This is a genomic window from Halobiforma nitratireducens JCM 10879 (assembly GCF_000337895.1).
GTDB lineage: Archaea > Halobacteriota > Halobacteria > Halobacteriales > Natrialbaceae > Natronobacterium > Natronobacterium nitratireducens.
This window is the reverse complement of sequence record NZ_AOMA01000171.1, coordinates 19,970-43,378: the sequence shown is the minus strand read 5'-3', so window position 1 is coordinate 43,378 and position 23,409 is coordinate 19,970. Positions and strand designations below refer to the sequence as shown.

Annotated in this window: 19 protein-coding genes, 3 tRNA genes, 1 other RNA gene and 1 pseudogene; 15 read left to right on the top strand and 9 right to left on the bottom strand. The window is 64.9% G+C overall.

Features of this window, described 5'->3' with window-relative positions; all coding sequences use genetic code 11:
- Positions 1-374: 374 nt before the first annotated feature.
- The gene (locus C446_RS16155) at positions 375-974 is read right to left on the bottom strand and encodes a TIGR00296 family protein (RefSeq protein ID WP_006674199.1); all 600 of its coding nucleotides are present in this window, start codon (positions 972-974) and stop codon (positions 375-377) included.
- Between the two features lie 199 nt (positions 975-1,173).
- Here C446_RS16155 and rnpB point away from each other — a divergent pair.
- Positions 1,174-1,717: RNase P RNA component (gene rnpB / locus C446_RS16160), an RNA gene on the top strand.
- 108 nt (positions 1,718-1,825) lie between these two features.
- Here rnpB and C446_RS16150 read toward each other — a convergent pair.
- Both C446_RS16150 and C446_RS16145 read right to left on the bottom strand, forming a co-directional pair.
- Positions 1,826-2,716, bottom strand: a complete 891-nt coding sequence (locus C446_RS16150) for a lipase family alpha/beta hydrolase (protein WP_006674198.1) — start codon at positions 2,714-2,716, stop codon at positions 1,826-1,828.
- A 351-nt stretch (positions 2,717-3,067) separates the two neighbouring features.
- Positions 3,068-3,140: transfer RNA gene (locus C446_RS16145), tRNA-Arg, on the bottom strand.
- 354 nt (positions 3,141-3,494) lie between these two features.
- On the opposite strand from C446_RS16145, the gene C446_RS16140 reads away from it, so the two are divergent.
- The 3 genes from C446_RS16140 (at position 3,495) to C446_RS16130 (ending at position 6,532) form a co-directional block, all read left to right on the top strand.
- Entirely contained in the window at positions 3,495-4,952 is a 1,458-nt protein-coding gene (locus C446_RS16140) for a single-stranded DNA binding protein (protein WP_006674197.1), read from the top strand.
- A 64-nt stretch (positions 4,953-5,016) separates the two neighbouring features.
- The gene (locus C446_RS16135) at positions 5,017-5,448 is read left to right on the top strand and encodes a histone (RefSeq protein ID WP_006674196.1); all 432 of its coding nucleotides are present in this window, start codon (positions 5,017-5,019) and stop codon (positions 5,446-5,448) included.
- Between the two features lies 1 nt (position 5,449).
- Positions 5,450-6,532: a histone deacetylase family protein gene (locus tag C446_RS16130; protein ID WP_006674195.1), complete on the top strand. Its 1,083-nt coding sequence runs from the start codon at positions 5,450-5,452 to the stop codon at positions 6,530-6,532.
- A gap of 97 nt (positions 6,533-6,629) precedes the next feature.
- On the opposite strand, the gene cca is transcribed toward C446_RS16130, so the two are convergent.
- A complete protein-coding gene (cca, locus tag C446_RS16125; RefSeq protein ID WP_006674194.1) occupies positions 6,630-8,120 on the bottom strand; it encodes a CCA tRNA nucleotidyltransferase in 1,491 nt (496 codons plus the stop codon).
- Positions 8,121-8,277: 157 nt separating this feature from the next.
- On the opposite strand from cca, the gene C446_RS16120 reads away from it, so the two are divergent.
- A tRNA-Asn gene (locus tag C446_RS16120) sits at positions 8,278-8,350 on the top strand.
- A 102-nt stretch (positions 8,351-8,452) separates the two neighbouring features.
- Here the strand turns inward: C446_RS16120 and C446_RS16115 are convergent.
- Together C446_RS16115 and C446_RS16110 are read right to left on the bottom strand one after the other, a co-directional pair.
- Complete coding sequence (locus C446_RS16115) at positions 8,453-9,466, bottom strand: NAD-dependent epimerase/dehydratase family protein (RefSeq protein WP_239639524.1); 1,014 nt, start codon at positions 9,464-9,466, stop codon at positions 8,453-8,455.
- Positions 9,459-10,658 carry an SDR family NAD(P)-dependent oxidoreductase gene (locus C446_RS16110; RefSeq protein WP_049920296.1) on the bottom strand — a complete coding sequence of 400 codons (1,200 nt, stop codon included), beginning with the start codon at positions 10,656-10,658 and terminating at the stop codon, positions 9,459-9,461. Before C446_RS16110 ends, C446_RS16115 begins: the two co-directional genes overlap by 8 nt.
- Before the next feature lie 317 nt (positions 10,659-10,975).
- Between C446_RS16110 and C446_RS16105 the strand changes: the two genes are divergently transcribed.
- Positions 10,976-11,944, top strand: coding sequence for a glycosyltransferase (locus tag C446_RS16105; RefSeq protein ID WP_049920300.1), 969 nt, complete (start codon positions 10,976-10,978; stop codon positions 11,942-11,944).
- A 76-nt stretch (positions 11,945-12,020) separates the two neighbouring features.
- Here C446_RS16105 and C446_RS16100 read toward each other — a convergent pair.
- Positions 12,021-12,137: pseudogene (locus C446_RS16100) on the bottom strand (CopG family ribbon-helix-helix protein); the annotation flags it as partial.
- A gap of 125 nt (positions 12,138-12,262) precedes the next feature.
- On the opposite strand from C446_RS16100, the gene C446_RS16095 reads away from it, so the two are divergent.
- A complete protein-coding gene (locus tag C446_RS16095) occupies positions 12,263-13,468 on the top strand; it encodes a GTP-binding protein (RefSeq protein WP_006674189.1) in 1,206 nt (401 codons plus the stop codon).
- Complete coding sequence (locus C446_RS16090) at positions 13,469-14,815, top strand: CobW family GTP-binding protein (protein WP_006674188.1); 1,347 nt, start codon at positions 13,469-13,471, stop codon at positions 14,813-14,815.
- A 30-nt stretch (positions 14,816-14,845) separates the two neighbouring features.
- Here the strand turns inward: C446_RS16090 and C446_RS16085 are convergent, their stop codons facing one another.
- Positions 14,846-16,312: a DUF6498-containing protein gene (locus C446_RS16085; RefSeq protein ID WP_006674187.1), complete on the bottom strand. Its 1,467-nt coding sequence runs from the start codon at positions 16,310-16,312 to the stop codon at positions 14,846-14,848.
- Positions 16,313-16,402: 90 nt separating this feature from the next.
- On the opposite strand from C446_RS16085, the gene C446_RS16080 reads away from it, so the two are divergent.
- The 5 genes from C446_RS16080 to C446_RS16060 all read left to right on the top strand — a co-directional run bounded on the left by C446_RS16080 (position 16,403) and on the right by C446_RS16060 (position 19,978).
- A complete protein-coding gene (locus C446_RS16080; protein WP_006674186.1) occupies positions 16,403-16,993 on the top strand; it encodes a MogA/MoaB family molybdenum cofactor biosynthesis protein in 591 nt (196 codons plus the stop codon).
- A gap of 200 nt (positions 16,994-17,193) precedes the next feature.
- Complete coding sequence (locus C446_RS16075) at positions 17,194-18,123, top strand: hypothetical protein (RefSeq protein WP_006674185.1); 930 nt, start codon at positions 17,194-17,196, stop codon at positions 18,121-18,123.
- 1 nt (position 18,124) lies between these two features.
- Entirely contained in the window at positions 18,125-18,760 is a 636-nt protein-coding gene (locus tag C446_RS16070; protein WP_006674184.1) for an RPA family protein, read from the top strand.
- Between the two features lie 98 nt (positions 18,761-18,858).
- Entirely contained in the window at positions 18,859-19,416 is a 558-nt protein-coding gene (locus C446_RS16065; protein WP_006674183.1) for a VOC family protein, read from the top strand.
- Positions 19,417-19,558: 142 nt separating this feature from the next.
- A complete protein-coding gene (locus C446_RS16060; protein ID WP_006674182.1) occupies positions 19,559-19,978 on the top strand; it encodes a ribbon-helix-helix protein, CopG family in 420 nt (139 codons plus the stop codon).
- A 403-nt stretch (positions 19,979-20,381) separates the two neighbouring features.
- Here the strand turns inward: C446_RS16060 and C446_RS16055 are convergent, their stop codons facing one another.
- Positions 20,382-20,837 carry a DUF5814 domain-containing protein gene (locus C446_RS16055; protein ID WP_006674181.1) on the bottom strand — a complete coding sequence of 152 codons (456 nt, stop codon included), beginning with the start codon at positions 20,835-20,837 and terminating at the stop codon, positions 20,382-20,384.
- Between the two features lie 171 nt (positions 20,838-21,008).
- Between C446_RS16055 and C446_RS16050 the strand changes: the two genes are divergently transcribed.
- Together C446_RS16050 and C446_RS16045 are read left to right on the top strand one after the other, a co-directional pair.
- Positions 21,009-21,080 (top strand) — tRNA-His (locus C446_RS16050).
- 440 nt (positions 21,081-21,520) lie between these two features.
- Positions 21,521-23,365, top strand: a complete 1,845-nt coding sequence (locus C446_RS16045; RefSeq protein WP_006674180.1) for an FAD-binding protein — start codon at positions 21,521-21,523, stop codon at positions 23,363-23,365.
- Positions 23,366-23,409: the final 44 nt, after the last annotated feature.

The following is a 23,409-nucleotide window of genomic DNA, read 5'->3' as shown; positions in this document are numbered from 1 at the left end:
CAAGACGGCGTCCAATTCCCTACAAGTCTCACGAAGAACAGTGGAGTGAACGCCTGAGAGGAGGATTAGATGACCTCGCAACGGAGCAGATTCGAAGCGACGAGAGTGCTAGTCGAATCGACGGAACACGGAACGGACGACCAGTCCGAAGAGCCAACGACGTGACGACTGCTCGTTCGACGTGTGCCCGACTCGAGTAACCGTGGATTGCCGCGAGATGTCCCTGCAGTCCCGGAGTTCCGGGAACAACGACTCGTCCTGGTCGGGGGCACCGACGGTTGCGACTCGAGACGTGGTCGAAGAGATGTGCGACTCGAGACTGGGACTGGGACTGGGACTGTCCCCAACTGCGTTCGACGATCCACCGGGAGGAACTACAGCTCTTCGATGCTGCCGTCCGCTTCGCGCTCGCGGAACACCTGCCCCTCGAACAGCGTGACGACGACGTCGTCGTTCTGCCAGGCACCCGGCGCGAGTTTGGCCTTCCGACAGGTTCGATCGAGGTACTCCCTGGCGCTCCAGCCGTTCTCGACCGGCACCGTCGGATAGAGCCAGCCGCCCTCACCGCCGTCGATCGCGACGCCGTGTGTGCCGAGCTCGAGGTCCGACAGCGGGTCGTCGGTGAGCACGACGTTCGTGACCGCACACACCGAAACCGTGAGGTTCGGCAGCTCCGAGGGAGTGACCTCCGAGCCACAGGAGTCGTCGCTTGCGGCCTCGATCGCCGCGTCGACGATGACGTGGCCGAGCTGGTCGTCGGACCGATAGCCGCCGGCACAGCCTCGCAGGCTCCCCCGACCGCGCGTAGACTCGAGGCGGACGAACGCGCCCGTACGCTCGTAGAAGGTCTCTCGCATGCTGCCCGGTTGTTCTCGTTGCCCGTGTTGTACGTAGGATTCGACGGCTTCGCGCGCGAGTTCGACGGCGCGCGCCCCGTCTTCGTAGGAAAGGTCGACGCCCTGTCGCTGGGACATATAGATGTACATGGGAAGGATCGTCCTAAAACGCTTCCATTCCGTTCGAGGGGTGGACCAGAGCCAACAGGATGGACGAATCGAACCGGACTGAACGACCGAGGAACTTATTCGATGCCGGCTCCTACCCGAACTGGGAGAGAGAGCCTGGCTGCCGCGGCGGTCGCGTCGGCAACGGCGCGATCGTTCAAGGTTACCCGACTCCTCGAGTCGGGCAACACGTTACCGTGATCCATCCCTCCCGGATGAATCACAAACGCGAGGAAAGTCCCCCCACCTGTTCGGGCAGGTGACCGGACGCAAGTCCGGAGCGGGAGACCGCTGGCTCTGGAACAGAAACGACACGTCTCGGCCCGACCGATGATGCGTGCGAACCCGACCGTAAGGAAGGGAAGTTGACCCGCAGAGGGAGCGTGGTCACGTCGTGACCACGTCTCGAACGGCGGCGTCGCCGCCACCGGCGTGGTCGCCCTCACGGTTCGAACCCGTGGATCGCGAGCACGGTTCGACGCGTCTCCGACGCGAGAACCGTAAACGGTGAGACGGCGCGAGTCGTCGAACACGCACGGAGCGATCGACCACGCAGACGGCCGAGGATCGATGGAACGGCGAACCCTCACCGGTGCAAGTCCGCGCCGTGGTAGCCCGAACGCCCCACGGTCGTCGCGAACGGCGCGACGATCGTGGACGGCGCGGACGCTCAGCCGAATGCCGGGACGAACAGAAGGGGGCTTACTCCTCTCACCCGTTTTTCGTCCGTGAGTGGCGATGCTCGAGTCGTCTCGAATCGTCCTGAATCGTCTCGAGTCGCCCCCGGACCACGAGGACGAGGGACGAGTCGTGAGTCCGCGCTACTCGAAATCCGCGACGAGACGCGACACACACCCCACGTCCGGCTTTCCGTACCCGCAGTGATCCTCGACTGCGTCGGTCACGTCCACGTCGGCATAGCCGTTCGGGGTCGTGCCGGGATCGTCACCGATCCACCCGTCGCCACAGTCGGCTCCGCCACAGCCGAGGCCGCTCGAGAGCGACTGGATGTCGTAGCCGTAGCAGACGCTATCGTCGTTTTCGGAGTGGTAGTTGTAGACTTCGTTCGCAGCGGTCTCGATGCCGTAGGCGTACCGCCCGTCGGTACAGACCGAATCGTCGTCAACAGCGGTTCCGAGGAGGGAGACGGACTCGACGGCCCCGTCCGAGAGCGAACGCAGCGTCTCGAGACAGACCCGGCCGCCGAGCGAGTGGCCGACGAGACGGATCGTCTCGACCTCGGCATCCGCCACGGTCGAGAGCCACGACGCGAGTCGTCGCCCTGCCGTCTCCGTTCTGCTCTCTGCCCGCCAGTAGTTGACCGTATCCGCCTCCCAGGCGGCCGCAACCACCGGCGAGTCGTACCCCTCGTCCTCGAACGCCTGCTCGAGCGTGTGGGTCTGGTCCGTGCTCGTCTCGAGGCCACGCCAGCCGTGGACGTAGACGACGTATTCGTCCTCGTCCTCGAGAGGATCGACGTTCGATGCGGTCGGGTTAGCCCTCGTCAGATCGATTTCGGGATACGCCGCGGGTGCGTCCAGCCAGTCGTCACAGCCGGTGAAACCCGTCGCCGAGGTCGTGTCGGTTGCAGCGCCGAGCCCCGCAACGCCGACGCTCGCTCCCGCCACCGATCCGAGCAAGTGCCGTCGGCTCACTCGAGACCGGCCCGACTCGTCGCCATCGCCGTCCGTTCGTGCGTACGGTCCGCTCACAGTACGAGTGCGGACTCGAGCCGAGTAGGTTCCGGGCAGGCAGCTTCCGGTCCGACGAGAGCGTGGCGGCAAGCGAGCTATCGCTGATGACGTAGTCGAGTTCGAGTGACCAGTCGATCTCACCGGTCTCGAGGTCTCGGGACTCTCGGACAGATGTTTGGTGTGATACAGAGTACGAGCGTATACCCGCGTCTTTAGACGCGGAAGGGGGTCAATCCCTGTTCGCTCGCCATCGTTGTGTACGGAAACCCGTCCTGACGGAGTCCAACGCGAACGAAGCGAGCGGTGGGCACGTCAGGTCCGAACACGAGAGCGGGTGCTGAACAACGTAAAGCACTCGCGATAAGTGAGCGTCCTGACGGAGATTTGAACTCCGGTCCCTGGCTCCGCAAGCCAAGAGGATAGTCCACTACCCTATCAGGACTCATCTCTACGTAGCGGTGGAACTAATAAAGCCCTTTCGAAACGATCGCCCACCGGCGTGGGTCCACGTGGCACTCGTCTCCGGTTGGTATCCCGTCGCTGCTCGAGCGAGGAATTCGAGCACGAGCCAGCGATTTATATACGAACGGGCGGCCAGCGGAGGCATGATCGCGAGACGGCCGGGACGGCGTCGGGTTCGACGACTCGGGGAGACCCCCACCAATCGTATGTGCCTCCCGATTCCGGGAAAGACGACTCCGAGGCGACAGTCGGGCGACGACCGATCGCCAGACGGGGAGCCGAACACGCCGAATGGACAACGCTTATGCGCGGCCTATGCATGCACGACTATAGAATGAGCGACATTGAGGCCGTTTACGAGGATCTCGAGGCCGACGTCTCTCTCGAGGAGTTTCGCGAGGCCGTCGAGGCGAAAGTCGAGCAGATGGGGGGACTCGCGGACGAGGAGACGGCGGCGATGCTCGTCGCTCACGAGGTCGGCGAGAGCGAGGTCGGCGGAATCGCCGACATCGAGCCCGGGATGGAGGAAGCGAAGTTCGTCGCCAAGGTGATCTCGATCGGCGAGGTACGCACGTTCGAACGCGACGGCGAAGACGAGGACGGCCGCGTCGTCAACGTCGAGGTGGCCGACGAGACCGGCTCCGTGCGCGCGGCCTTCTGGGACGAGCACGCCGAGGCGGCGACCGACGAACTCGAGGAAGGCGACGTACTGCGGATCAAGGGTCGACCCAAGGACGGCTTCTCGGGGGTCGAAGTGAGCGTCGACGAGGCCGAACCCGACGAGGACACCGAAGTCGACGTCCAGGTGTCGGACACCTACGACATCGAAGACCTGTCGCTGGGACTCTCGAACGTCAATCTCGTCGGGCTCGTGCTCGATACCGATAGCATCCGGACCTTCGATCGGGACGACGGGTCCGAAGGGAAAGTATCGAACGTCACGCTCGGCGATTCGACGGGACGTGTCCGGGTCACGCTGTGGGACGAGCAGGCCGAGACGGCGACGGAACTCGAGCCCGGGACGACAGTAGAGGTCGTCGACGGCTACGTCCGTGAGCGCGACGGCAGCCTCGAACTCCACGTGGGGAACCGCGGCGCGATCGAAGAGGTCGACGCGGAGGTCGAGTACGTCCCCGACAGCACGCCCATCGAGGAAATCGAGATCGGGCAGACGGTCGATCTCGCCGGGGTCGTCCGTTCGGCGGACCCGAAACGAACCTTCGACCGGGACGATGGGTCCGAGGGCCAGGTTCGAAACGTCCGCATTCAGGATGCGACCGGCGACATCCGCGTCGCGCTCTGGGGCGAAAAAGCGGATCTCGACGTCGGCCCCGGCGACGAGATCGCGCTGGGCGACGTCGAAATCCAGGACGGCTGGCAGGACGACCTCGAGGCGTCGGCGGGCTGGCAGTCGACGATCACCGTCCTCGAGTCCGATTCGAGCGGAGCTGCGAGCGACTCACAAGCGAGCGAGTCGGACGACGACAACGCCGGGTTGTCCGACTTCGCGAGTGGCGGAAGCGACTCGGAGTCGGGTACGACCGCAGCCGCCGAGTCGAATGCCGGACGTTCGGAGACAAGCGGACCCGAACGCGAACGCGGGGACGAACCCGCCGATGGCGACGAAGTCGAGTTCACCGGCGTCGTGGTGCAGGCCGGCAATCCGGTCGTGTTAGACGACGGCGAGACGACGATGAGCGTCGATACCGAGGTCGACGTCGGTCTCGGCGAGGAGATCACCGCACGCGGGGTCGTCCGCGACGGCCGCCTCGAGGCAAACGACGTGTTCTGAGCCGACGAGACAGCCTCGAGCGGCTAGGAAAAGCGTTAAGGGGGTCAGTTCCGCGTATCATTATATGAACGTCGAACTCCCGTTCGCCCCGGTTGATACGATCATCCGGCGGAACGCGGGCGATCTTCGGGTGAGCGCCGACGCGTCGAAGGAACTCGCAAAGCGGATCCAGGAACACGGGAGCGACCTCGCGATCGACGCCGCCGAAGAGGCGACTGCCGACGGCCGCAAGACGCTGATGGCCGAGGACTTCGGCGTCGAGCAGGTCGTCGACAAGGACGACCTCGAGTTGCCGGTCGCGCCGGTCGATCGTATTGCCAGGCTCGAAATCGATGACCGATACCGCGTCTCGATGGACGCACGCGTCGCCCTCGCGGACATTCTCGAGGATTACGCCGACAACGTCGCGGGAGCGGCGGCGATCCTCGCCCGTCACGCCGACCGACGCACCATCACCGACGACGACATCGAGACGTACTTCTCGCTGTTCGAGTGAGATGCAGTTCGGCTACAGCGAGGTCTGTCTCGCACACGATCCCGGGCCGCGTCACCCGGAAACGCCGGATCGCTTGCGGGCGATCAGGGAGCGACTGAAACGAAAGCACGGTGTCGAGTACGTCGAAGCCGATCCCGTCGGATTCGACGATATCGCGTCGGTTCACGACCGGTCGTACGTCGAAGACGTCGAGGAATTCTGCGCCGAGGGCGGCGGCAACTGGGACCCGGACACGACCGCCGTCGAAGAGACGTGGGACGCGATCCGGTACAGCGCCGGGCAGGCAACCTGGGCGATCGAGCAAGCGCTCGAGGGGAACACGGGCCGCGAGACGCCGTTTTCGATCGGCCGCCCGCCGGGTCACCACGCTGTTGTCGACGACGCGATGGGGTTTTGCTTCGTAAACAACGTCGCCGTGGCCGCCCAGCAGGCGCTCGAGGACGACGCGTACGACGTCGATCGGGTCGCGATCGTCGACTGGGACGTCCACCACGGGAACGGCACGCAGGACATTTTTTACGATCGCGAGGACGTCTTCTTCGTCTCGATTCACGAGAAGGGGCTGTATCCCGGCACCGGACAGATCGACGAGAGCGGCGAAGGCGACGGTGAGCGGACGACAATGAACCTTCCGATGCCGGCCGGTACCGACGATGTCGACTACCTGGCAGCCGTCGAAGGGCCGATCGCGACCGCACTCGAGGCGTACGATCCCGACCTGCTGATCGTCAGTGCCGGCTTCGACGCCCATCGTCACGATCCGATCTCGCGGATCCGACTCTCGACGGAGGCATATGCCCTGCTGACCGACCGCCTCCGCGGGCTAGCGGATCGAACCGATGCCGCGCTGGCGTTCGTCCTCGAGGGCGGCTACGGACTGGATGTCCTCGCCGACAGCGTCTCGATCGTCCACGAGACCTTCGACGGCCGGGAGCCGATCGAGCCGGACGACGACGAGGAAGTAAGCGACGACGCCGCGTCGGTGATCGCCGACGTGGCGGACGAACACGGTCTCGAGGTCGACGTTGGAGCCGTTGGTGAGGCTGGTGACGACAGCCACGGGGACGACGATCTCGAGGGGTAGGCGACTGTTTTAGACCGATAGTCGGCTCGAGGATTCTGACAGGAGGGGACAAAAGGAGGACGGAGAGCCGTTCGAGGAGTCCGAGCAGTCCGAACGATCAGGGGACCGGCTCGAAGTACCGTCGCAACTCGGCTCCGAACTCCGCAAGCAGTGCAGTCACGTCGTCGCCGACGAGGACCTCGTAGTCGTCTTCGAGGGCCGTCTCGACGTGTGCACCGAGACCGACGTCGAAGAGCCGGTCGCTCTCGAGGAATGCCCGCGCGGTAGTGAACTCGCGGCGACGCTCGGTGACGTAGCGCCCTCCTTCGATGAACGGGCCGTACACGTCTGAATCGGCCGTGTAGGCGTCGTAAAACCCTTCCGCGTGGCCTTTCACGTGGACCGGCGGCCCATCGTGGCGCTCGACGGTCGGCCGTTCGTCGACGGCGAGTTCGACGAACAGGAGGCCGTGTCCGTTACTGCCGTCGTCGTTTGCCATCGCCGTCGCGCGGAATACGTCGAACCCGCGGTCGTCCAGCCCGGTCGTGACGCCGTCGAGGGATTTCCGGAGCTGAGGATAGAGCTGATCCTCGACGAGGTCCGGCGCGTCGAACCGGATCGCGACCGGGGTCGTCCCGCGGCGTTTTAGATGCTCCTGAAGTTGGCTCTCCGAGAGCGAAGCGGGATCGTCGGGCTCGAAGTACTCGATGGCAGGCTCCTCGAGGAATTCGCGGGCGTAGTGTTGGAGTCGCGCGACGTTGGCCGACGAACAGACGGCGGCGACGTTGCGTTCGGGATCGGTCGGATCGATGACGACGAGCGGGTCGTCGAACGACGCTTCGCCGTGATCTTCCGGGTCGAGTTCGACCTGCGGATGCCAGTCGCGGGCAGCCTCCAGCAGCGGGCGGAAACCGCCGTACTCGCAGACGAGCAGTTCCGTGAGAAAGCCACTAAAGCCCCGCGTCCGGAGGTCGCTGCCGTAGACACCGATTCCCTTCAGGAACTGTTTTGTGAGGCGCACGTCGGCGGCGAGGTCGTCGTCGAGTCGCTCGAGCAGGTAGCTGTTGTGAAACGGCGTTCGATCGACCGCCGATCGGATGTCCGTCGCGGACTCGAGGCGGAAACAGGGAACGACGTCGATATCGAATCCCTCGACGGTGCCTTTCACGTAGGGGTGTTCGGCGTACTCCTCGTGGCCGTCGGGGAGTGTGGCGTGTCCGACCGCGAGGCCGTACTCCTCGAGTGTGTCACGGTCGAGCTCCGGCGGGAACCGCACGAAGAGATCGATGTCACGGTCGCCACTGATCCAGGTGTTCCTGGCGGTCGAGCCGACCTGGACGACGTCCGCGTCGGGAGCGCGGTCGGTCGCGGCGTCTGCCGCGCGCTCGGCGAGTCGGTCTGCGACTTTACGCAGCCGGTCTCGCTCGTCCGGATCGGGATCGACGCGGTCACGAACGGTCTCGAGGACGTGCTCGAGGGCGGCCGACCCGGAGGGGGCGTCGGCGTTGTCGTCGCCGTCTGCGTTTGCGCTTCCGTCCGGGTCGTCGCTTCCGCTCCCGCTCGCATCGGACCGATCGTCCGCACCTCGTTCGGCGGTCTCCTCGCTCATCGATCGACACTACTCGCGCGGCGAGTGAAAGGGTATCGAACCGTCGAAACGAGCTGGGGTGTACGTCTGTTGCGAGCGCGTGACGGGGTGTCGAACGCCGAACCGCCGGAAGCGAAAACGAAAGCCCTATCAAATGCACTCGACTACTCGAAGGTGAGCCGAAGTAGCTCAGATGGTAGAGCACCTCGCTGTTAACGAGGTTGTCCCAGGTTCGAGTCCTGGCTTCGGCGTCGTTTTTCGAGCACCCACTCGCCGGAAGCGTAGCCTCGAGCGTGTTCGACGGGAAAACCGACACCGAAACGAGTTGGGGTGCAGAGACACGACGAGACGAATCAGACCATCTCGTCGCTGGTCGACTCTCCGTGTCGGTCCGTCCTCCCCCCTTCTTCGATCGTCGACCCCTCCTCGAGCCGTCGCCGGAGCTCCGTTTCGATCCAGTCCTCGACGTCTCGAGTGGGATCGACGCCGAGCGCAGCACGCAGCGGTTCGGGGTCGACCTCGAACCGGTCGGTGATCGGGTCGTCGCTCGAGGGAGGGTCCCGAAGTTCGATGCCAAGCGGCGAGCCGGTCACACGCCGATAGCCGTCGGCGACCAGTCCGGCGACTTCGAGCACGCTGTAGGTGCGACCACGCCCGAGGACGTAGGACCAGGCGGTCGGCTCGTGCCGTTCGGTAGTGATCGACTCGACCGCTCGAGCGATGGCCGCCGCCACGTCGCGAACGTGGACGAAATCGAACTCCTGTGTCCCAGGTCGGTGGACGGGCAGCGGTTCGCCGTCCGCCGCCCGCTCGAGGAAGAAATCGAGCACGGAGTTACCGCTGGTGGCCCCCGGCTCGTGCCGTCCGTAGACGTTCGTCACGCTGTAGGTGATCGACGGAACCCGCCCGTCCGTGACGGTTCGAACCGCCCGCTCGCCGAGGAGTTTCGTCCGCCCGTACGTCGTCGCCGGCTCGCGGTCCGTCGCGGCGGTGATCGGCCCCGTCTCAGGGTCGGAAGCGCCGATCGTTGCGACAGTCGAGAGCGAGACGAGCGGAACGTCGGCGCGGGCACACGCCCACGCGACGGTCGCCGCGCCGAACCCGTTGATCTCGAGGGCGGCGTCCGGGTTCTCATCGCAGGCATCGATCCCGACCAGCCCGGCGGCGTTGACTAGCGCATCCACGTCGTCGACGAACGATCGAACTGCAGTGCGATCCCGGACATCGATCGAGGGGAACTCGTCGTGCTCGGAGCCGGCGGCCGGCGTCACCGCGTAGCCCCGCTCCCGGAGTTCCGTGACGGCCGCGTGTCCGACGTAGCCGGTCGCGCCGAGGACGCCGACAGTGTCGCGGTCGTCCTCACTCATCGCCGCCACCCGACTCTACGCCCGGTCCCGTCGACGACGGGGGATCGGCCGGAGCCGTCTCGAGATCGGAAGGTCCGGGCTCGCTGTCGGTTCCGCCGCTACGCCCGGCTACCTCACTCGAGGTCGCAGCCGTCGCTGGGTCGGCATCCGGTCCAGCGGCCTCATCCCGGTCGGTATCGGTCCCCGGTTTGCCGTCGCCGATCGTCCCACGAACCATCTCGATGATCTCGTCCTGGGACATGTGTCGAGTGTTCGCCGACGTATACTCGCCCTCGAGGTCGTTCGAGACATCCGGAGTCTCGGCCTGCGGGTAGAGGACGTACCGATCTTCGCGCTCGTCGGCGTAGCGGACCTCGTCCTCGGCGACCAGCTTCTCGTGGTACCGTTCTCCGGGTTTCGGGCCGACGTAGTCGATCTCGATCTCGTCGGGATCGTGGCCGAACCGGGGCGCGTAGTGGGCACGCATCGCTTCCGCGAGATCGCCGACCGTCATCGCGGGCATCTTCTTCACGACCACCTCGCCGCCGTCTAACTCGAGGCAGGCGTCGATGGCGAACCGGGCGGCCTCTTCGGGGCGCATGACGAACCGGGTCATGCTCGGGTCGGTGACGGTCAGCGGACCGCCCGACCGGATCTGGTCGTGGAACAGCGGAACGACGGACCCCGTGGTGCCGACGACGTTCCCGAAGCGGACCGAGCCGAGCGTGAGCTGTTCGGGCGGCCGATGTTTGTCGAACGAGGAGACGAGCCGTTCGGCGATGAGCTTCGTCGACCCCATCGTCGAGGTGGGGTTTGCGGCCTTGTCCGTGCTGACGCCGAGCAGACGGTCGACGCCAGCGTCGGCGGCGGCCTCGACGACGTTTCTCGTCCCGGTAACGTTCGTCCGGACGGCACCGTAGGGGTTGTCCTCGACCATCGGGACGTGTTTCATCGCCGCGACGTGAAAGACGACGTCGACGTCACGCATCGCGATCGCGAGCTGGTCTTTGTCGCGGACGTTAGCGAGGACACAGTCGATCGCCGACGCCGCGTCACCGAACGAGCCGCTGAAGGCGGCGAGCCGTTGTTCGCTGTTGTCTACGATTCGGACGACGTTCGGATCGCGGGTCAAAAGCTCCGAGACGATTTCCGCGCCGATCGAACCGCAACCGCCGGTAACGAGCACGTTCTTCCCCGCGAGCGTAGGCGACATACAGGCATCCTCCGGTCGGCCGACCTTTGTAATTCGAACGCTACACGAACGCCTGACTCGTTGGCCGACCTTACAGCGATTCCCGAGTCCGCCGGCTGGCAATTCGTCCGCGAGACCACACCGGGGCACGGTCGTTCGGCGTTCGGAGGTCGGCTCGCTGCCAGCGCACTCGAGTAGCCGTTCCACTCGAGGTGTGCCCGCTCGAGGTCCGCGAACGCCGCTGTTTGCCCACGTTAACGCGTCTCCCGCAGTGACCGTCACCGGAAGCGAACGAATTAACAATGTGGTTCAGCGGTCCAGATTCGCCACTCCGATCGATGACCGTGACCGTCCTCGCGCTGACGACCTACGACGAGTCGCCGTTTATGAACCAGCAGTTAGCCGCACTCGAGGCCCGCGGAATGTCGGTTCGGACCCTGACGGTTTCGGGCCACGTCTCGGCGGGCGAGTCCCGAAGCGCGACGGACTACCTCCGATTCTTCCCGCAGGTGCGACGCGAGGTTCGCCGCGGGGACTACGACCTCGTCCACGCCCACTACGGGCTGACCGCGCCCATGGCGCTGGCCCAGCGGGAGGTGCCAGTCGTGCTCACACTGTGGGGCACCGACCTCGAGGGGCCCGGCGGCCCGGTCAGTAAACTCTGTGCGCCCCGGTGCGAGGAGGTGATCGTTATGACCGAAGACATGCGCCAGTCGCTGGGCAGCGACTGTACGGTCCTGCCGTTCGGTATCGATCTGGACCTGTTCGAGCCACAGCCGACGGCCGAGGCGAGAGAACGGGTCGGCTGGGCCCGAGACGAGCATCACGTCCTCTTCCCGTACCCGCCCGAACGCGAGGTCAAGAACCACTCGCGAGCGAAGCGGATCGTCGGGACGGTCGACGACCGGCTTGGCCGGCCCGTCAACTTCCAGGTGGTCCACGGCGTCGACCACGAGACGGTGCCGGCGTACATGAACGCTGCCGACGCGCTGTTGCTCACCTCCGACCGCGAAGGGTCGCCGACATCGGTCAAGGAAGCGCTCGCCTGTAATCTCCCGGTCGTCGCCACCGATGTCGGCGACGTTCGCGAACGACTCTCACGCGTCGAGCCGTCCACAGTCGCGACGAGCGATGCCGAACTCGTCCGCGGGCTCAAGGAGGTGCTCGCACGAGGGGAGCGCTCGAACGGCCGCGATGTGGCACGAGAGGTGAGCCAGCAACGAGTGATCGACCGACTGCTCTCGCTGTACGAGCGTGCGCTCGGCGACGAACTCGATATCGAGCGGACACCCAACTCGACGGTCTGAAGCGTCGGTTCCGTCACCCGTTTCGAAGCGTCTCCGGTGTGTCCAGCGGACCGATCGAGTAGTCGACCGAGACAACGTCGGCAACGAACTCGGTCAGAAGTAGGCGAGCACTCTCGCGAACGACCTCGCTGCGGCCGGTGTGGTCGTGTTCGTCGGCGAACGCGTCCAGCCGGTCGGCCAGTTCCTCGGGCATCGAAACGCTGACTACGGGTACATATGAATACACCCAATCCAAATAATAACTTTTATTATCTAATTCGCCATCCAGCCATAATGACTAACATTAACAAGAGTGGAGTAGGTATTCACAACCGAACGATGACCGACGAACGCATTCCCGTCTCCGTCCTGAGCGGCAGTCTCGGTGCCGGCAAAACGACCGTCCTGAACCACGTTTTGACAGCGGACCACGGCCTCGAGGTCGCCGTCGTGGTCAACGACATGGGCGAGGTAAACGTCGACGCCGAGTACGTCGCCCAGCAGTCGGACCTGGGTGGCGAGGAAGAGATCATCGAGATGTCCAACGGCTGTATCTGCTGTCGCCTCCGGGGCGATATGCTAGAGGAGGTGGGCCGACTCGCCGACCGTCGGGAGTTCGACTACCTCCTGGTCGAATCCTCCGGCATCTCGGAGCCGATCCCCGTCGCCCAGACGTTCGCGCTTGGATTCGAGGACGCCGACTTCGATCCAACCGACACCTACCGACTCGACACGATGGTGACCGTCGTCAACGCCCACAGCTTCTGGGAGTCGTTCGACTCCGGGACGGCGCTGGCCGAGGACGACCTCGACGATCACGCTGGACGGGTCCCCGAGGAAGTCCTCCTCGACCAGATCGAGTTCTGCGACGTGCTCCTGGTGAACAAGTGCGATCTCGTCCCCGACGACGACCTCGAGGAGATCGAGGCCGTCCTCGAACGACTCCAGCCCCGTGCGGAGATCGTTCGGACGGAGTTCGGCGACGTCGATCCCGAAGAGATTCTCGGCACCGACGAGTTCGACTTCCAGCGTGCCCAGAACGCGGCGGGCTGGAAACACGAACTCCAGCACGACCACCACCACGATCCACAGGAGGAACACGGCGTTACCTCCTTCGTCTACCAGCGTCGGCGACCGTTCCGCCCCAAACGAATCGCCTCGTTGCTGTCGGAGCTGCCCGACGAGGTCGTGCGTGCGAAAGGCTTCTTCTGGAGCGCGGGTCGCGAAGACGTCGCGATGGGAATGGACAAGGCGGGCACGTCGGTTCGCGCGGGCCCGTCCGGACAGTGGCTCGCGACGCTGCCCGAACGGGAGCGTGAACAGTACTTCGCCGCTCGGCCCGGGCTGAAAGACGACTGGCACGAGGAGTACGGCGACCGGATGACCCGGCTCGTCTTCATCGCCCGCGAGTTCGACGAAGACGGGTTGATCGACCGGCTCGACGACTGTCTGTTGACCGACGCCGAGATGGCCGAGAACTGGGACGCTTACGTGGACCCGTTCGAACCGGAAGACCGACGTGAACTCGCGCTCTCGAACCAGTAAATGTCCGTTCCGGTCACCGTCCTCTGTGGAGAGCTCGGCGCGGGAAAGACGACGCTGTTATCGGGCCTGCTCGAGTCGCCCGACGCCGATACCGAGCGCGATATCGCCGTGCTGGTTAACGACGTCGGCGCGGTCAACGTCGACGCCGACCTGGTGGAAGCCCGGACCGATCTGGCGACCGGCGAAGAAGTCGTCGCCCTCGAGAACGGCTGCATCTGCTGTAGCCTCGGCGGCGAACTGTCGCGGGCGGTGATCCAACTCTGGAAGGAACACGAGTTCGACCACCTCGTCGTCGAAGCCTCCGGCGTCGGCGAACCCGAGCCGATCGCCCGCCAGTTCGTCCGCGGACCCGCCGGCGGCCCCTACGACCTCGAGGCGGTCGTGACGGTCGTCGATGCCCGGCGGTTCCACGATCGGTTCGCGGATGTCGACCTCGCGGCCGACGAGGTGCCGGCCATCCAAGGCGAAGGCGAAGACAGTGGTGGTGACGGGACACGGCCACTGGCCGATCTCGTCCTCGAGCAAGTCGAGTTCTGCGACCTGCTGGTCGTCAACAAGTGCGACCTCGTCGACGACGCCGAACGGGAGCGGGTCGTCGCCCTGCTCGAGGCGCTCCAGCCTCGTGCCGACGTGTTGACGACCGAGTACGGCGCGATCGATCCGGCGGCGTTGCTCGGCGTCGAACGATTCGATCTCGAGGCGGCGAGCGAGGCCGCGGGATGGAAGCGAGCGATCGAAGCCGACGAGTATGGGGACGGAGCGACGGCGGGCGACGATCACGGACACGACCAGGAGGACGGCATCGACGATCACCTCGAACACGACGACGATCACGAGGACGGGCACGGGCACGGCCACGGCCACGACCACACTCACGACCACACACATCCCCCCGAACGCTACGGCATCGCCGTCGACGCCTACCACCGCCGCCGCCCGTTCCACCCCGAACGCTTCGCGGCCCTCCTCACGGACCTCCCGGACGGGCTCGTTCGCGCGAAAGGCCTGTGCTGGATCGCCGGCCGCGAAGACCAGGCTATCACGATGAGCTACGCCGGGACGGAGACCAGCCTCGAGGTCACCGGTCGCTGGATCGCCAGCTTCGCCGAAAAACGGCAGGAGACCTACCGTCAGGGTCAGCCCGACCTCGAGTGGGACGAGGAGTGGGGCGACCGCGAAACGAGGCTGGCAGTGATCGGGCGCGACCTCGAGTGTTCGGCCCTCGAGGCGCGACTCGACGACTGCCTGCTGACCGACGCCGAGATGGACGAGGACTGGCACGACTACGACAACCGTGCGCCGACGGCGATGGGCGAGACGACCGTGATCGACACGGACTCGCTCTGACCGGCAAAGCGAGGTAGGTGGTCCTCTCAACTACCCTGTGTCTGGGTACGCTTGCTGCCAGATTCCGTACAGCCCGAACACGACAGCCGGCAGTCCGAAGACGACGAACTGGATTGCACTGATCACGGGCAACAGTCCGACGACGAACGCGGCGACAGCGACGGGAACCCCGGCGATCGGTGTGACCGCGATCGCAGCGACTCGTCGATCGACCGCCGGCAGGTCCAACTCGGTCGCCCGCACCGCCAGATCGAACGCCTCGACGAACGCCGGGGCGTCCTCGACGGGACCGAGTTCGCGCATGGTCTCCTCGTCGCCCCACCCCAGTTTCGCCTCGAGCGTCCGGGTACCGAACACCCGGTCCGGGAGCCGGTCGCCGACGACCGTTACGTCGCGGATCTCGTTGCACGGAACACTCCACTGGGGCTCTTCGACCCAGGCGTCGTAGGCGACGAGACGGTCGTCGTACCGACGATACTCGAGCGCGGCGTACTCGAAGACTCGTTCGGCGGTCTTTGCCACCAGAAACGCGACGAGTGCCACGAAGGCAGCGAGACTGATGCCGACCGACAGCAAGAGAGCGAACCCGCCACTCCCACCGAGCACTGCGAGGGTGACGAACCACGCGAGAACGACCATGCCGGCGTAGAAGGGGGCAGGCTTCACGAGCGTGTGAAAAACGGCGGTGAGGGCCACTGTCCGGGTATGCGTCTCGAACCGGGCATCCGGGTCGGCGTCGGGAATCCGTGGCTGCTCTGGGCCCTCGCGTTCCTCCTCGTTTTCCGGTCCGGCGAGCCACCCTGTGAGCCGGCCGCCGCCGCCGTGGGTCGCACGAAACGCCGACCAGTCGACGAGCAGTTTGACGGCGACGAACGTCGCGAGCACGGCGATCCCACCGGCTTCCGCGACGAACAGCAAGGCGATCATCAGGAAAAAACCCTGCCGTGCCGGCGTTTCGATGACGGCGTACGGCGACGTCGTCTCGTACCGGCCGCCACGGAGGTACTCGTGCCAGGTCTCGAGTCCCTGACCGAGCAACAATCCTGCGACGCTCAGCCAGACCACCGGCTGTGCGAGTGCGTCCTCGGCCGCGACTTCGGACAGCGCGCCCACGACGAAGAGAACGACCCAGACGGTCACGAAGAGGATAGCGCCGATGAACGGCAAGTTTCGCGGATACACCGGCGGGAGCCACGAAACGACACTGACGCTCCCGTGCTTTCTGGCGAGGTCGGTGTTTCCGACATCGATCACGCTCGAGTCGCCCTCGTCTTCGTCGGTCTCTAGCTCCTCGGCCTGTGGCGGCTGTCCGGCGAACAGCGCCTTCACCGCCGCCAGCGGGAACGCGAGGATCACCTCGAGGGCGTAGATGACAACCAGCGTCGATGGCTCCCAGCCGTACACGAGAACGCCGACGAGCGGTATCAGGTTAGCAAGGAGGATCGGCAGGAACCGCACAGCCGGCGGAACGTCGTCGGAGACCCTACGGACGCGCATCTGCGATTGACGTGGCCCGAATCCCAGTAAAACGTTCCGAAAGGAGTACTGACGCGGTAGTTTATGGGAGTCGACTGTGGATAGGAACACATGGTATCCGACCGCAGCGATCGACGCAGCACGGACGACCACGGCCACGATATCATCGATCCCCTCTACGTCGGGCTCGTGACGGTCTCGAGTTCGCGCGCCCAGGCCGACGAGGAAGCCCCCGACGATCCCGGGGGCGACACCATCCAGGAGTGCTTCGAGGCCGAGGGCCACGAGGTCCGCGAACGGCTGCTCGTCCGGGACGACTACTCTTCGATCCGGACCGCGGTGCGGGGACTCGTCGCCCGCCGTGACATCGACGTCGTCGTGACGACCGGCGGAACCGGCGTAACTGCTGACGACGTCTCCCCCGAGGCCACCTCGTCACTGTTCGAGCGCGAACTGCCGGGCTTCGGCGAGCGATTCCGCGCGCTCTCGTGGGAAGAGATCGGCACTCGAGCCATCGCCTCGCGTGCGACGGCCGGCATCGCCGTCGACACGCCGGTGTTCTGTATTCCCGGGAGCACGGGTGCGTGTCAGACCGCCTGTGAGGAACTGATCGTGCCCGAGGCACCGCATCTCGCGGGGCTGGCGACGAGCCACCGCGCGGACGTAACCGACGGGTCGTTAGCGGAGTACGGCGAAGAGTGAACTACACCGTACTGGGGTAGTCGGAGACACCGAGTCACCCCCGTGGTCCGTAGTACGCGAAGACCGAGGTTCACTTCTCGAAGCGGAACTCGCGGCCACAACCGCGGGATTCACTTTCGCTCCGGTCACCGTACTTTAAATAGGATTGGGCACGAACAGCGGTATGCCTCCCAGTGAAACCAAAGAGGAGGCGTGACACAATGAGCGACGTACGAGAGCATGCCGACGACATCCACGAGCAGTTTTCAGACCACATAGACGTCAGCGTCGACGAGATCGAGGACCGCCTGACCACCCTCGTCGACGAGTACAAAGTACCGATCGACGAAGCCCGCCGCAGCGTCACCAACCACTACCTCGAGGAGGCAGACCTCGAGCGTGACGAACTGGCCGGCGGTTCCAGCGAGGACGTCCAAATCGAGGACGTCGACGAGCCCGAACAGTGGATCGATCTCACCGCCAAAGTCATCGAACTGTGGGACCCACGGAGCGACGCCGTCGCACAGGTCGGCTTGCTGGGCGACCCCACCGGAACGATCAAGTTCACCAAGTGGGCCAAATCCGACCTCCCCGCACTCGAGGAGGGCAGCGTCTACGAGCTTCGCAACGTCGTCACCGACGAGTACCAGGGCCAGTACTCGGTCAAACTCAACTCGACGACGGTGATCGAAGAACGCGAGGAGGACCTCGAGGTCGGCAACGACACCAGCGAGATCGAAGGCGCGCTCGTCGACATGCAAAGTGGCAGCGGCCTGATCAAGCGCTGTCCGAAGGAGGACTGCACTCGCGTCCTGCAGAACGGCCGCTGTAACGAACACGGCGAGGTCGAAGGCGAGTTCGACCTCCGGATCAAGGCCGTCGTCGACGACGGGATCGACGCCCACGAAGTCATCTTCGACAAGGAAGCCACCGAGGAACTCACGGGACTGAGCCTCGAGGAGGCAAAGGAGATGGCGATGGACGCGCTGGATACGACGATCGTCGCCGACGAGATTCACGAGGACATCGTCGGCACCTACTATCGGATCGAAGGACCGACGTTCGGTCGCTACGTGCTGGCCGACGACGTCGAGGAACTGGACGGGCGGATCGATGCGGAAGAACTGCTGATCAAAGCGAGGTCGATGTGATATGAGCCAGGCAGAACTCACCCGCGAAGTCGCACGCCGCGTCTTCGCCTCGGAATTCAACGATTCGACGTACTCGTTCAAGGAAAGCGACGACGAACGTGCACCGAACTACGCGCTCTTGCCTACAGGCGACCGCGCGAACCGCGTGTTCGTCGTCGGGACGCTGACCGAAACCGAAGACGTCGGCGAAGACAGCGAGTACTGGCGCGGCCGTGTCGTCGACCCGACGGGGACGTTCTTCGTCTACGCCGGCCAGTACCAGCCCGAGGCGGCCGCGACGCTTCGAGACGCGGAGCCGCCGGCCTACGTCTCGGTCGTCGGGAAACCACGCACCTACGAGACCGAAGACGGCACGGTCAACGTCTCCGTCCGGCCCGAGTCCATCGCGGTCGTCGACGAGGGGACCCGCGACCGCTGGGTAGTCGAGACCGCCGAACGAACGCTGGAACGAATCGAGGCGTTCCAGGAGTGGGAGGCCCAACAGGAGGCCCCCGAGAGCGGCTCCACCGCCCCGACCAACGAGTACGCCGAGATGGCTCGCGACCGATACGACTCGCCCGTCGAGAACTACCGCCGCGACGTGATCCAGGCGCTCGAACAACTCGAGGACGTCGACGACGCCGAAGCGACGGCCTGAGCGAACGGCGACCGATATTTTCTGTTTGCGCCGACCGACGTTCGCCGTCCACACCGCCCAGCACAACCGTTACTTGTCGGCACGTGAGACGCTCGGGTGTGACTGATTCCACTACTGACGCCGACTCCACTCCCGGAACCGACAGCAGTGACTCCAGCGACCGCGACGACCGGGCCGAATCAAACGGCGATCCGGATCGCGCATGCCTCGTCGGCATCAATCACGTCGCCCTCGAGGTCGGCGATATCGACGACGCGCTGGCGTTCTATGGCTCGCTGTTCGAATTTGACCTCCGAAGCCGTAGCGAGACGAAGGCGTTCGTCGACATGGGTGACCAGTTCATCGCGATGGCCGAGACCGACGACGCGGCGGACGAACGGGACGACGCCCGGCACTTCGGGCTCGCCGTCGACGACACCGAAGCCGTCGAGCGGCGACTCGAGAGCGAGGGGATCGACCGGCTGGCCGTGCCTGGTCTCGAGTTCCGCGATCCGTGGGGTAACCGCGTCCAGATCGTCGGCTACGAAGAGATCCAGTTCACGAAGGCCGACCACGTCCTCGCAGGCATGGGACTCGATGCACTGGAGAAATCCGACGACGCCCTCGAAGAACTGGGGGAGAAAGGGCTGGCACCGGAGTCGGACGATCGTTCCTGACCGGCGCGCTCACGTTCGTGGGCCCCGGGCGCGACGCGGTTCCTCGGCTCTTGCAGTCGTGTCTCCGGAGGCGGTCGAGAGGAACCGCCGGTAGCGTCGTCTGACGAACCGTTAAGTGAACCGGACCGACACTAGGGGACGAATGGGCAACAAGAACAAGACGATCTCGTTTCGAGTAAACGAGGACGCCTTCGAGTCGCTCCAGGATATCGCCGAGGAGCGGGACATCTCGTTGTCTGCCGTCTTCCGGGACTACGTCGACCAGCTCGTCGAACACGACGGACAGGTCGCAGTCGTCCCCGAGTCGGAACTCGAGTCGGGACCTGCCGCAACCGGGGAGGGCGACGATGAGGGTCTCTCGTTCCCGCCGACCGTCGAGGTGCCGAAGAGTTTCATTCGCGAACACGAGCGGCTGGAACTGGAGGCCGACCACCTGCGGGAACAGCTCGACGAGTACAAATCCTACGTCAACGAGTTGCAGGGTCGACTCGAGGACGAACAGGACGAGGTGCTCCTGCTCGACGACTTGGACGAGGACGACGAGTCCTACCAGTTACGATAGGGGGTAGGGGGTCGGTCCGGGAGTGACCCCCTCCACGGCCCTCAGGCCGTGGCATCCGGCCACCGGATGGCTGGCCTGCCGAGCCAGGACGTTTCGGTCCCACTCCGCACTCAGAGGGAACCGGCAGCATCCCGGAAGACACAGTCTTCCGATGATGCCACGAGAGCGTTGCTCTCGCTTGATACCGGTGAAACTCTCGTTTTCTCCCTCGCTATAGGGCGTGTCCCGGTCACGCAGCCCCATCGGGATCGATGTCATTGCTGTGTGACGAACAGACCGCGTTCGTCACCGACCCTTGTCTGTTGGGGGGCCGGCATCTCACCGATTCCGTAGCAGTTTCCGGTCTGTTGGGCCAGGACAAAAGCCGCCGGTCGGTCCTCCAGTCCAGCTACAGTAGGTGGTTTTATCGCTCGAGATTCCGCTTTGCTTGCCGTATCTGTTCCTGTTTGTCCCCCTCGCCGTCAACGCGTGCTAGCCCCTCCGCGGCCTCGAGGGTGCGGACGGCGTCGTCCAGGAAGGAGAGAACGTCGCCCGGGTAGGCATAAACCATGTAGTCGTCGGTCATCACGTCGACGATCGCATCGGGGCCCAGCCCCTGCGCGCGTAGTTCCAGCAGGTAACGGACGAACTTCCGTTCCGGACAGCCGCAGTAGGGGTTGTTGTCGCAATCACAATCGAGGAAGTCACTCGAGAAATCGAGCACTCGCTCGCGGGTCGCGTCGTCGAGCTTCTCGAGGCCCTCGCCCTGGAAGAGCAGATCGAGCGTCGCGCCCTTGAACGCGCCCTTGGGGATGTTCGTCTCGAGCTGGGAGCTGAGCTGGCGGTGGTTCTTGACGTAGATCTTGTCGGTGATGGCCACGCGTTGTCGGCAGTATCGGCTCTCGAGCGAAAAACGTCTCGGTCGAGCGGCGAGACTCTCCGTTCGGGCCCAGAGAGAGTGTCGTAATCGTGCGGTACGGAGTCCCACACAGCCGTGCTCGAGTCGTAACGTATTTCAGTCACACCACTCGTAAACTGAGTTGCAAGCGCGTCCGGGTTGGGGTAGTGGTTATCCTTCAGCCTTGTGGAGGCTGAGACGCGGGTTCGATTCTCGCACCCGGACTTTTTCACGACGACCATCGAGAGGAGTGGAAACGGCGGAAGGCAAGATCGAACCCTGCCAGTCGCAGTGGCCGAACGGAGTGAGCCCGACCGTCTGGCGACGGGTCGATTCTCGCACCCGGACTGTTTCGCGACCGCGTCGTAAACGAAGTGAGCGACGGCCCCGATAACTGCTGCTCCGGTAAACGGACGTGAACAGCGGAAACTCCTGGGAGGTCGAATCACGCGAGACGAGCAAACGCGCCGGTTCGCCCCCACTTGACATCCTCCCAGTCCTGTAGGGGTGGGTCTTCGCACGCTACCTGTCAGGACGGGACCGAATCGCCCCTGTCTCCTCGACCATCGAAAGACACCGGGAACACCGATCGAACGGGACGATAAGGGTAGTAACCTTCAAAATGAAGGTAAACCCGGTTGCGTCGCTGGACTCGAGTATCGGCCATGTACGAGCACGACGTCATCGTCGTCGGCGGCGGCGGAGCCGGGCTCCGAGCAGCAGTCGCCGCGGACGAAGCGGGTGCAGACGTCGCGATCGTCTCGAAACTCCACCCGGTTCGGTCACACACCGGCGCTGCCGAAGGCGGCGTCAACGCCGCGCTCCATCCCGACGACGACGTCGAAGACCATGCCTACGAGACGATGAAGGGGGCCGATTATCTGGCAGATGCCCCTGCCGTCGAGACCTTCGCGGAGACGATCCCGGAAGAGGTCACCCGCCTCGAGCACTGGGGGATGGGGTTTTCCCGCACCGAGGACGGTCGGATCGCCCAGCGGCCGTTCGGCGGGATGGAGTTCCCACGGACCGCCTACGCGGGCGCGGAGACGGGGCATCACATGCTCCATACGATGTACGAACAGGCGGTCAAACGTGGAATCGAGGTCTACGACGAGTGGTACGTGACTCGGCTGGTCGTCTCCGACGAGCCGGACCCGTCCGACCGCACCTGTCACGGACTGGTCGCGTTCGACATCCGCTCGGGGGAGGTGTCCGGCTTCCGCGCGGATGGTGGCGTCGTGCTCGCGACCGGTGGGGCAGGGCAGGTCTTCGAGCACACCACCAACGCGATCGCCAACACCGGTGATGGGATGGGAATGGCCTACCGCGCCGGGGTGCCGCTCGAGGACATGGAGTTCATCCAGTTCCATCCGACGACGCTGCCTTCGACCGGCGTGTTGATCACCGAAGGGGTCCGAGGCGAGGGTGGTATCCTCTACAACAGCGAGGGCGAGCGGTTCATGTTCGAGCGCGGCTACGCGAACAACGCCGGCGAACTCGCCTCGCGCGATGTCGTCTCCCGTGCCGAGTTGACGGAGGTCGACGAGGGCCGCGGGATCAAAGACGACCACGTGTTTCTCGACATGCGCCACCTCGGTGCGGAGCGGATCAACGACCGCCTCGAGAACATCGTCCACCTCGCAGAGGACTTCGAGGGCGTCGACGCACTCGAAGAACCGATGCCGGTCAAGCCCGGTGCCCACTACACGATGGGTGGGATCGAGGTCGACGAGAACGGCCAGACCTGTATCGGCGGGCTGTACGCGGCCGGCGAGTGTGGCTGCGTCTCGATGCACGGAGCCAACCGACTCGGCGGGAACTCCCTGGCCGAGTTGCTCGTCTTCGGGAAACGCGCCGGTCGCCACGCCGCAGGCGACGCACTCGAGCCGGCCGAGATCGAGACGGGAAAGCCGGAGGTCTACGAGGAAAGCGACGTCGACGTGCCTGTTGAACTGGGTGCGGCAGAGAGCGAGACCGCAGTCGCCGACGGCGGATCGGAGACGGGAACGACACTCGGGCCTGCAGAAACGATCGAGCAGGCAGTCGAGCGCGAGCGTGACCGTATCGAACGGCTGCTCGAGCGCGACAGCGACGACGGCGAAGATCCGGCAGCGATCCGGGCGGCAGTGCAGGACGCGATGGGGCTGTACGTCAACGTCTTCCGAGAAGAAGATGGGATCGAGGAGGCGTTACGGGAGATTCGGACAGCACGGGAACGATATCAGGCAGTCGCCGTGGACGATCCGTCCCGGACCTTCAACACCGATCTGGTCCACACGCTGGAGCTGCGGAACCTGCTGGACGTGGCGGAAGCAATCGCAGTGAGCGCACTCGCTCGGACCGAGTTCCGCGGGGCCCACTGGCGGGCCAGCCACCAGGAGCGCAAGGACGAGGAGTGGCTCAAACACACCATGCTCTCGTGGAACGACGGAGAGCCAGAGCTGTGGTATCGCCCCGTCATCCTCGAGGGTGAGATGCAGACCTACGAGCCGACCGCCCGGAGTTACTGAGGGTTCGGGCGGGGAATACCGAGAGCCGGTCCCGACCGTATTTC